Annotated in this window: 3 protein-coding genes; 2 read left to right on the top strand and 1 reads right to left on the bottom strand. The window is 36.1% G+C overall.

Going from position 1 to position 1691, the window contains the following annotated elements:
- Window positions 1-233: 233 nt before the first annotated feature.
- Window positions 234-431, bottom strand: coding sequence for a hypothetical protein (locus FC65_RS10525; RefSeq protein WP_056972684.1), 198 nt, complete (start codon window positions 429-431; stop codon window positions 234-236).
- A 630-nt stretch (window positions 432-1061) separates the two neighbouring features.
- Here FC65_RS10525 and FC65_RS10520 point away from each other — a divergent pair.
- Window positions 1062-1325, top strand: coding sequence for a type II toxin-antitoxin system Phd/YefM family antitoxin (locus FC65_RS10520; protein ID WP_056972682.1), 264 nt, complete (start codon window positions 1062-1064; stop codon window positions 1323-1325).
- Complete coding sequence (locus FC65_RS10515) at window positions 1318-1575, top strand: Txe/YoeB family addiction module toxin (RefSeq protein WP_010499789.1); 258 nt, start codon at window positions 1318-1320, stop codon at window positions 1573-1575. The genes FC65_RS10520 and FC65_RS10515 overlap by 8 nt, the downstream gene beginning before the upstream one ends.
- The last annotated feature ends 116 nt before the right edge of the window (window positions 1576-1691 follow it).

Genomic DNA, 1691 nt, shown 5'->3' with positions numbered 1-1691 from the left:
TCATACCCCAACGTTTTTTTAAATCTTCACGTGACAGCAACTCCGGTAAGTTTTCTTTTTCAGCTTGCGCTTGTTGTTGCAATTTTCGGGTAAATTCCTCTTTCGTTTTATTTTGGTGCCAGTCTCTAAACAACTCATTTTGATTGTGTTCAAAATCTAAAGTCATAATAGACCTCCTTGTTAGACAAAACCAAGTTGCTTTTCTAGGTTTTTGCCCACTTTTTTCAACTATGCTAAAGCACAAAATGTTTTTCATTAATCAGATCAGTTTGGCGTTTATCCAGCACATAGGTATGCAAAGCGTCATACAACTTGCGCTTGTCAGGGTCAGGATTATGCAAGGATTGCTCCCAAAATTCTTGCAAATCCACTTTCCAAGGATCAGCTAACAGCTTTTCAATTTGTGCCACTTCTTTTAGCGGTTTTTCCATTGTAAAAGGCTCCTTTCACATGCTGGTTAAATTCAGCAATTAAATTACTTTGTCTCAAGTATAAATTCAACGCGAACACTATTCATTAAAAAAGTCTCTAGAATTAACTAGAGACCTGTTGTAATCAGTCTCGTTTAGTTATGCTATCAGGTATAAGACACGACAAAATAAAACAGCCCATGGGAAATGATATTGTGAGAGAGGTGTTATTAGGTTTGCTTTCCAGTCCACGTTCTGTTAACAAAAATAGTTAATTTAATGAAAGAGCATAAAGGCGTGGTACCAATCTGCCATTGGTAGCCGACAGTGTCAACACGCCAAAAAGTTTGTTATTTTAAACAAAATAAACAAGCATGATCGACAATTATTTTTAGTTCCTAGTTTTTGGAAAATGACACAGAAAATGCTACAATACAAGTTGTATAAGACGGTGGCACAGGTTACCGATATTTAATAATCGCTAGCTTGCCAGAAATAATGCCGTGTATTCTTGAAGTTATATTAATTTGAGGATACACGGTATTTACCGTTAAAAGATAGTTAATCACGCTAATACATGAGCAAAAAGAGCCCTTGCTTAATTGTACAACTTATTGTACAATTAAACCGTAAAAGAAAGGGGCTGAGTCTATGGAAGCTGTATCCTATTCAGGACTGCGTAAAAACTTAAAACATTATTTACAACAGGTCAATGACGACGCAACAACTTTATTAGTCACCAATCGTGATAACGATGATACGGCCGTTGTAATGTCAAAAAGGGATTATGATAGTATGACGGAAACACTCAGAATTATGAGCAATCCAACATTAATAGATAAAATTCGGCGTGGAAAAACACAAATCGCCAAAGGTAAAACTAAGCAGCATGAGCTGATCGAGCCAGATGATTAAAGCATGGACTGATGATGCCTGGGCTGATTATATGTATTGGCATAAACAAAATGATAAACAGACCATTAAACGCATCAATAAACTAATTGGAGACATTGATCGCCATCCATTTGAAGGGTTAGGCAAGCCGGAACCGTTAAAATATGAACTGGCTAACACTTGGTCCCGAAGAATCACGCAAGAACACAGGTTAGTCTACCAAATAGAAAGCGATACAATGTATATTTTATCTGCACGTGATCACTATTAATAAAAAGTAACGCACAAACTGTCAATTTAGTTTGTGCGTTACTTTTTATTAATGATTTACTAGCCAAATTAAGCATAGGGATTATTACTTAACATAAGAGGGACTTATCTAGAGTT

The organism is Ligilactobacillus acidipiscis DSM 15836 (assembly GCF_001435755.1).
Classification (GTDB): domain Bacteria; phylum Bacillota; class Bacilli; order Lactobacillales; family Lactobacillaceae; genus Ligilactobacillus; species Ligilactobacillus acidipiscis.
Note: the sequence above shows the minus strand (reverse complement) of the source record. Positions and strands in the feature narration are given on the sequence as shown.